Source organism: Anaerorhabdus sp., from assembly GCF_036657415.1.
In the GTDB taxonomy this organism is placed as follows: Bacteria; Bacillota_I; Bacilli_A; order Erysipelotrichales; family Erysipelotrichaceae; genus Anaerorhabdus.
Genome location: NZ_JAVXGL010000007.1, coordinates 36502 through 45399, shown reverse-complemented (window position 1 = coordinate 45399; position 8898 = coordinate 36502). Strand labels below are relative to the sequence as shown.

The following is an 8898-nucleotide window of genomic DNA, read 5'->3' as shown; positions in this document are numbered from 1 at the left end:
CAATTGCGAAGTTGATAGGTTTTGAATCTAAATTATGATTAACAGTTACGCTTAAAAAGACAACGCACATAAGAAAAGTACCATCTTCTTGTTTTATCATTCTTGAGAGTTGAATAATAGGTATCAATAGTAAGGATAATAATGAATAGCGCAAGAAGTTATATTGAATAGATGGAATTAATCGTTCGATATATAAATAAATAACGCCAATAATTGCACCAATAATTGTAGCGATTTCTCTTTTCTTACCTTCTTTATAACTATCACTCGTTGTTTTTTGGATGCATAAGATAGCAGCAATAGCACTATAAAATGGTATTCCATCAATTCGTAATTCGCCAATCATAAAACATATAAATACTGATATAACAGTTTTCCATGTTCGCAAACCTATTTTCATGATGATTAATTTTTATAGATACCTTTCAATGTTGCGGTATCTAGGATATGGCCATTCATGGCATGATGTAATTCATTTAAATAGAAACCATTTTGTAAATCTAGTTCAATGTCTAATGCATAGACATGAAGTTCATATAAGTGTGGTTGATCGGGTGGCATCATTCCACCATAATAACTAGCAGCCTCTTTTGATATTTGACCACCTTGAATACTCGTCCAACTGTTAGTTCCTTGGATAAATTCTTTTGTTGAAATACTTTCATTTGATTGTACTTCATCTTTTTTTATGTTTGCGGCTAACCAATGAATCCATACAAATCCACCCGATACGGGATAAGCATCTTTGTCTTCTAATACAATGGCATAAGATTTTGTATTCTTAGGAGCTCCTTCGATTTTGAAAGGTAATGAATAAGACGGGATGCCATATTCATTTACTTGAGTGCCTCTAACTCCATATTCATCATTTATTATGCCTTCAATAATTCCTGTGCTTGTTATTTTCATTTTAAATACCTCCTTGTATGCATCAACTATAGCTATGATGAAGCAATAAGTAAATTACCCACTTTTTTGTATGTATAGACAAAAGGAGTATTTTTATGGAAGCAACATGTGTATTAAAAGTCATGATTACTTTAATTGAATAATACAAGATGCATAGTAATAATGAAATTAGTAGAAATACAAAATCTAGAATAACTCCAGAGGAAACATACCATGAAAAAAATCTACGCTATTATCATAGCAATTGCAATGACGATGTCATCATCAGCAGTTTATGCAGATGATACACTTGTTTCACGACAAGTAAAAAATCAAGATACAATTGAAATTAATCCTTCTGCTCTACCAACAGAGACTCCAAATCAAGCACAAGCAGAATCAATTAATGAAACTGTATCGCCAACAGAAACACCCATATCGACAATAACTACTGATAAATCAAAAACTGATCTTATTTTTGATAATATTCTTAGTTTGAAAGAAAACTATGATATAAAAAGTAAAATAGAAAATGCCTTTGATACCAATGGTGTATTGTTAGATGAGGAATCACGTAGAGACTTTATTGAACAATTTAGTGATATTCAGGAAAAAATTGATGAAATAATAATAGAAGATCAAACATTCGTAGATGTATGCAATCAAAATACAGATTATCAATTGTTACATGATTTATATGTAAAGATGCTTGATTACCAAACCCAACTTGATACCAATGTACCAATGCTATTTTCAGAAATTCCTAATCCAAAAGTTACTTATGATGCGAATGGTGGAACTGGAAGTGTTCCTGAGGTACAAGATTACACAATTAATACAAGGGTGAATGTGCGTTTTAGTCCGCTTCCTAAGAAGGATTATTATGTGTTTTCAGGTTGGTCAAAAACAAAAAAAGCGGTTAATGATTTACCTGATTATGCAACAGGAGGTACAACTAGTTTTACAATTACGGGCGATATAACTTTATATGCAACATGGAAGAGTGGAACGGTTCAAGTCATTAACCAATCAATTAATGGCTTAACTGCAACAACAAAATTTCAAGTTAATTTTGTTGGAGTACCTACGGGAACAATTCAGTATGGTATTGTCATTAATGGTATGACTTATCCAGCGGATACCGGATCCTTGATAAACAATAGTGGAGTTGGAAGTTATACAGTAACTACAACAACTTTAATACCTGGCTCAACAATAACCGCTAATGCAAAGATTGGAAATCAAGTTCTTTCAGATTATCTTTGTACAGTAACGGTAGTATCATATGATCCTTCATCGATTAATTTTAATGGCAGCAATTATGCCCTTTCGCCAGTATTAGTAGGAACAAAAATGAGTACAGATGAAGGTCAAACTTGGCATTTATTTGTAATTAATGAAGTTTCTAGTGGCGTGTATACAATGCCAAATAATTTTTCTGGAAGCTCTATTTGGATTGCCTACTTTGCATCTGATGGAACATTACTTAGTTCAATTAGAAAGATAACAATTACTAAAGCGGCTGTTCCAACAGCAACAACAGTTCAACCTATAACTGTAAATGGAACAGGATCGATTAAAAATATTTCTAGCAATGCTGAATACAGCACAAATAATGGTACCAGTTGGCAAACAGTAACAGGAGATTTGAATAATCTTGCTCAAGGGACAACGATTTTATTAAGAACTAAAGGAAGTATAAATACACTACCAAGTGATAATGTTAGTATTACAATTAATCGTATATCACAAATGAATAGTTCAACATATTCAGTTGTTGGATATGTGGGGAATTATGATGGAAGTAACCATAATTCAGTGAGTATAACAAGTACAATACAAGGGGCTACTATTTTATATGGAACTAATGCTGGGTCTTTATCAGCAGTGATTCCACAAATTAAGGATGTAGGGTCAACTACAATTTATTACAGCATTAGTGCTAGTGGATATGAGACGGTGACAGGCTCAGTTGTAGCACGGGTTAATCCAAAAACATTAATGGCAACCTATAATGGAGAAAGCATTTTCTATGGTGCTTCACCAACACTTCAAGTCAATGTTTCAGGATTTGTAACTGGTGAAACAAGTGCAAGTGATCCAACATTTCAATTGCCACGTATTCAAAATACAAATCTAATTCCAGGTAGTTATACACTAACTCCAAGTGGTGGAAATCCTGGGAAAAACTATGTGTTCAATTATGTATCTGGAACACTAGTAATTAACAAAGGAAATTTAGGAATTACGGTAACAGGATATCAAGGTACTTATGATGGTGGATCACATGGTGTTACAATAGCAAACAATGATGCAACACAAATTCTTTATTCCGTAAATAATGGAACAGCTACATCTATAGCACCACAATTCAAAAATGCCGGTGTGTATTCAGTTAAAGTACAAGCCATTAAAACAAATTATGAGATTAAGGAATTCCAAGTAGAGGTTAATATTAAACAAAAAGATATTACTGTTGAAGTAGCATCTATAAATAATAAAACATATGATGGAAACACGATAGCAAGTGGAAATTTAATTGTAAAAGGGGTTGTTGGAAATGATTCAGTCAATGCGTTAGGAACTTATAATTTTATTGACAAAAATGCTGGAGAATTAAAAAAAGTATTTGTTAATCATATTAGTCTAAATGGCAGTGATGCAGGAAATTATAATTTGACAACAAGTGAACTAGAAAGTAGTGGAACCATTTATCCAGTTGTGGCATTACTTACATGGTCAGGAACAGATACAAGGACGTATGATGGAATAGCAAGTCAAGTTAATGCAACAATTACAAATGCGATAGGTCAAGAAAGTGTAACTGTTACTTTAGAAGGAAATAGTGAAATTGATGCGGGTAGTTATACGGCTACAGCAACACAGCTTTCAGACACTAACTATACGTTAGAAGGTGCTAATAGTACGGCAGCTTATATCATATCACCACGTCAAGTAACTTATTCATGGAGTAATATCAACACAAGAGTTTATGATGGAATGCCAAGTCAAGTTAGTGCAGCAATTACAAATCTTGTTCAAAATGATACAGCTTCATTAAGTATTTCTAATGGGAATCAAGTGAATGCAGGAATCTATGTAGCAAGCATTTCTGGCATACAAGGTGTAGATGCAGGAAATTATAGTTTGCCAACAGAAGGATTACTAGTTCCATATACAATTACAAGAGCTGTTTTAACGGCAACTGTAAGTGATGAATCAATTATGTATGGATATACACCGCTATCACAAATAGAAGTTACTGGATTTGTAAATCAAGAAGATGCTTCAACAGCGAGTGGCTACCAACAACCAATCACAACGATTACAACAATTTCATCAGTTTATCCAAATGTTGGAACATACCATGTTGTATTAAGTGGTGGAAGTGCCACGAATTATCGATTTTTATATGATGATGGTATGTTAACAATTAATAAAGCTAATTTAACAGTTACATCATCAGGATATGCAGAAATATATGATGGCAATGATCATACAATTTCTGTACAAGTTCAAGAAGATGATTCTACCATTATGTATGGATTATCAGTTGGGCAATATGATTTAACGAATGCACCGACGTTTTCTAATGTAGGGTCTACAACGATTTACTATAAAGTAGAAAATCCAAATTATAACGATGTTTTTGGAAGTGAAATTGTAACAATTCAAAAGAAAACAGTGACACCAACAGTACTAACAGTAAGTGATAAAATTTATGATGGAAACCAATCTACAATGGGAACACTCGGTTTAATTGGTGTTCTACCAAAAGATGAAGGAACTGTCACAGTCAGTGGAGTTTTCGCATTTACAAACAAAAATGTTGAAGCTATTAAATACGTTAATGTATCGAAAATTATTTTTGATACTACTGTTCAAAACTATACTTTGGATTCAAATCAACTTACAAATATACAAACTGATGCTCAAATTAAACCAGTAGAACTTCTCGCAACCTATCACGAAAGTGTAAATTATGATGATACAATTCCTACGAGTGTAACAGTTACTGGATTTGTGAACAATGAGAATGAATCAAATGCAGATGGATACAGTGCACCAAGTATAGAAATACCAGGATATGATGTGGGCACTTATTCTGTTCTACCAAAAGATGGGCAAGCAACAAATTATACATTTATCTATCAAGCAGGTTATCTAACGATAGTTCCAATTAATATGGTATTTACAACTACAGATTATCAAGGTATTTATGATGCTCAAGAGCACAATGGACATGTCGCAGTAACTATGCCTGATTCAAATATAGAAATAACTTATAGCACATCAAAAGATGGTAATTATACTGTAGATGAACCAGTTTACCGTAATGTAGGAAACTATACTTATTGGTATCGAATTCATGATACTGGTGCAGTGGATGATTATAACGATGTTCAAGGTGTTTTAGCTGTGATGATATCACCACGTATTGTGAAAGCTCAAATTGATTCAGTTAGTGACAAAGTATATGATGGCACGACAGATGCCAGTGGTATGCTTACGTTAGATTACATTGCATCTGGTGATGATCTAGGTGTTCAAGGAGTTATCCGATTCGATGATAAAAATGTTGGGGATTCAAAGATAGTTGATGTTACAAATTTAAATTTAACAGGTGATTCAGCTATAAATTATCGATTAGAGGATTCAAGAATTCTTGATGCACTAACAACTAGTAAAATTACTAAAAAACAAATCACTATTATTTGGTCAAGTCAAAATCAATTTGTTTATCAAGGAATCAATCAAGGTGTTATCGCAATGACAAATGATTTCTTACCATCAGATGATGTTACGTTAGTTTTAGAGAATAATATGAATACGGATGTAGGAACATATACAGCTAAAATAATAGAACTTCAAGGTGTTGATAATATCAACTATCAATTACCAACAAATCTAGAACAAGAATATTCGATTACACCTAAATTATTAACAGTTCGTTATGTTGGTGAGTCAATTGTTTATACGGGAAGTCCTCATTTTAGAGTAGTTGTCGATGGTTTTGTAGCAAACCAAAATATTAATAATATTAATGGGTTTAGCCTTCCAATAGCATTTTTGGCACAATGGGTAGCGGGAAGAACATATACTGTAACCCCGACTGGAGGAAATCCGGGTTCAAATTATGCATTTAATTATGTAGGTGACAATTTGGCGGTTCTTCCAGCAAATATGGAAGATGAGGTTAAAGGTGAAGATAATAAAGTAATGTATGATGGACAGCCTCATTCAGTTTCAGTAATAGCTCCAGAGGATGCGACAGTGACAAAACAGTCATATACAGCTCCAGGAACTTATACAATACAATGGAAAGTTGAAAAGGAGAATTATGAGTCAGTAAGTGGAAGTAATATTTTAATAATTCAACCTAAAGAAATTGTTCCAACACCAACACCAACGCCAATCCCTACTCCAAGTCCAACACCGGTAGCGACGAATCAGCCAAAAACGGATGAAATTGAAGTTCTGTATATTGAGGAAGTAGAAAGAGTAAAACAACCATTTAAAAACTATGATAAGAATGATGCAGAAGAAGTCCTAGAAGATGAAAATCCAGCTTATCAAGGAAAATTTGAGAATGGTAGATTTATGATTATAGGTGAAGACAAAGCAGTAGAATTTACCAAAGATATGACAATTCAAATTGGTAATGGATATCTGGTTCTTATGTATAGTGATGATTCACTTCGCAATGGTACTGTTTTGAATGTTGAACAGTTTATAAACGCCGTTTTAACACCGACGGAACTTGACGGTGTCATGCAAGGGGACGAAATAGAAGTTGCAGTTGAAATTCGACAAGGATTAATAAGTTCTTTGGAAAGTGGAGATAAACTAGAAAATCAAGTTAAGAATTTAGGATTTAGTAGTGGAGGATTCATTTCATTTAAGATTAAAACACGTATAAATGATGGTGAATGGAAAGATCGATTAACGTTTTTGAATAATACTTCATTTGATGTACTTTTACATCTACCAAAAGAATGGATAGATAATGATGATTTGTATTTGTGGAGAGTTGAAAATGATACATTAATTAATCAACAAAAAGTTGAAGTTCACAATAATGAATTGAAATTAAGTGTTGATGCGTTGGGTGAATATGTAATTACTTATCCACAACAAAATGAAATATTTGAAGAGAGCAATGAAGGACAAAGTATTGTGATTGTTCTCGTACTTGCGTTGATAGGAGTAGCTGGTTTTATACTTTTGCGAAGAAGAAAAAAATAACATAAACGATAAAATCAATTAGTTTTTAAAAACTATTCTCTACTTTGTACTTACGAGATTTTGAGATTTAGAGCATATTCCTATAAGTTATTAAAAATTAATGAGACAATGTATTGACATAAAGAGATACAGGATGTATTATAATGATACAGCGTATCAATAATATGCGAAAAGGAGAAATTATGACAGATGATAACAAAAAACTAACGAATGAAGTTGGTGCTCCAGTGAGTGATAATAATCATTCATTAACAGCAGGAGATAGAGGGCCTGTTTTATTACAGGATAATTGGCTTATTGAAAAATTAGCACATTTTGATAGAGAGGTTATTCCTGAAAGAAGAATGCATGCTAAAGGAAGTGGTGCATTTGGTACTTTTAAAGCAACACATAATGTTGAAAAGTTAACACGTGCGAAAGTCTTTGCGAAGGATCATGAAACTCCAGTATTTGTAAGATTTTCAACAGTTGCTGGTGAACGTGGAGCAGCGGATGCTGAAAGAGATATTCGTGGATTTGCAATTAAGTTCTATACTGAGGAAGGTAACTGGGATTTAGTAGGAAATAATACACCTGTATTCTTCTTGCGTGATGCATTAAACTTTCCTGATTTAAATCGCGCGGTAAAACGTGATCCTCGTACAAACATGCGTTCAGCACAAAATAACTGGGACTTCTGGACATTATTACCAGAAGCATTCCATCAAATTACAATTACGATGTCTGATCGTGGAATTCCTTATAGTTACCGTCATATGCATGGTTTTGGAAGTCATACATATAGTTTAATCAATGCTGACAATGAACGTGTATGGGTAAAATTCCATCTTAAGACTCAACAAGGTATTAAAAACTTGACTGATGAAGAAGCAGCTCAAATTATTGCGAATGATCGTGAAAGTCATCAACGTGATTTATATGAAAGTATTGAAAAAGGTGAATTTCCACGTTGGACAATGTACTTCCAAATCATGACTGAAGAACAAGCTAATAATCACAAAGAAAATCCATTTGATATTACTAAAGTATGGAGTCAAAAAGAATATCCATTAATGGAAGTGGGTGTGCTTGAGTTAAATAAGAATCCAGAGAACTATTTTGCTGAAGTTGAGCAAGCTGCTTTCAATCCATCTCATTTAGTTCCAGGTATTGGATTATCACCAGATAAATTATTACAAGGACGTCTATTCTCTTATGGTGATACACAACGTTACCGTTTAGGTGTAAACCATGATCAAATTCCAGTAAATAAAGCCCATGTTGAAGTTCATAGTTCACATCGTGATGGAGCAATGAGAGTGGATGGTAACTATGGTTCAACTGTTGCTTATCACCCAAATAGTATGGGTATGTGGGAAGAACAAGCATCTGTTCGCGAACCAGGTTTAAGTGTTGGACAAGAGGCTTATCATTATGATCCTAAGAACGATTTAACAGATAATTGTTTCTATCAAGGTGGAGATTTATATCGTTTAATGAGTGAAGAACAAAAACAAGTATTAATTGAAAATACTAAAAATAACATCATGCCTGTAACAGAAAATATCAAGTATCGTCATGCAGTACATTGTTACTTAGCTGATGAAGATTATGGTAAACGTTTTATTAAAGCATGTAATTTAGATTTGGATAAAGTAATTGAATATTCTAAGTTATCAAATGCAGAATTAATACAAGCAACACGTTAAATTGGAGGGAAGAATAATCTTCCCTCCTTCTTGCATAGTATTGTATACTAATAGAGTAATAATTTTTGATAATTGA

At 33.2% G+C, this 8898-nt stretch carries 4 protein-coding genes; 2 read left to right on the top strand and 2 right to left on the bottom strand.

The features are described from left to right. Window positions 1–388, bottom strand: a 388-nt coding sequence (locus RSB60_RS02080) for an aromatic acid exporter family protein (protein ID WP_332614249.1), incomplete at its 3' end; no start/stop codon positions are given. 17 nt (window positions 389–405) lie between these two features. Further along, window positions 406–909, bottom strand: coding sequence for a YbhB/YbcL family Raf kinase inhibitor-like protein (locus tag RSB60_RS02075; protein WP_332614246.1), 504 nt, complete (start codon window positions 907–909; stop codon window positions 406–408). A gap of 213 nt (window positions 910–1122) precedes the next feature. Between RSB60_RS02075 and RSB60_RS02070 the strand changes: the two genes are divergently transcribed. Both RSB60_RS02070 and RSB60_RS02065 read left to right on the top strand, forming a co-directional pair. Then, entirely contained in the window at window positions 1123–7134 is a 6012-nt protein-coding gene (locus RSB60_RS02070; RefSeq protein ID WP_332614244.1) for an MBG domain-containing protein, read from the top strand. A gap of 182 nt (window positions 7135–7316) precedes the next feature. Then, entirely contained in the window at window positions 7317–8822 is a 1506-nt protein-coding gene (locus RSB60_RS02065; protein ID WP_323381101.1) for a catalase, read from the top strand. The last annotated feature ends 76 nt before the right edge of the window (window positions 8823–8898 follow it).

What these genes read in the sequence shown, in the direction of transcription:
- RSB60_RS02075 (WP_332614246.1), bottom strand. Translation starts at nt 909, where the DNA reads ATGAAAATAACAAGCACAGGAATTATTGAAGGCATAATAAATGATGAA.
- RSB60_RS02070 (WP_332614244.1), top strand. Translation starts at nt 1,123, where the DNA reads ATGAAAAAAATCTACGCTATTATCATAGCAATTGCAATGACGATGTCA.
- RSB60_RS02065 (WP_323381101.1), top strand. Translation starts at nt 7,317, where the DNA reads ATGACAGATGATAACAAAAAACTAACGAATGAAGTTGGTGCTCCAGTG.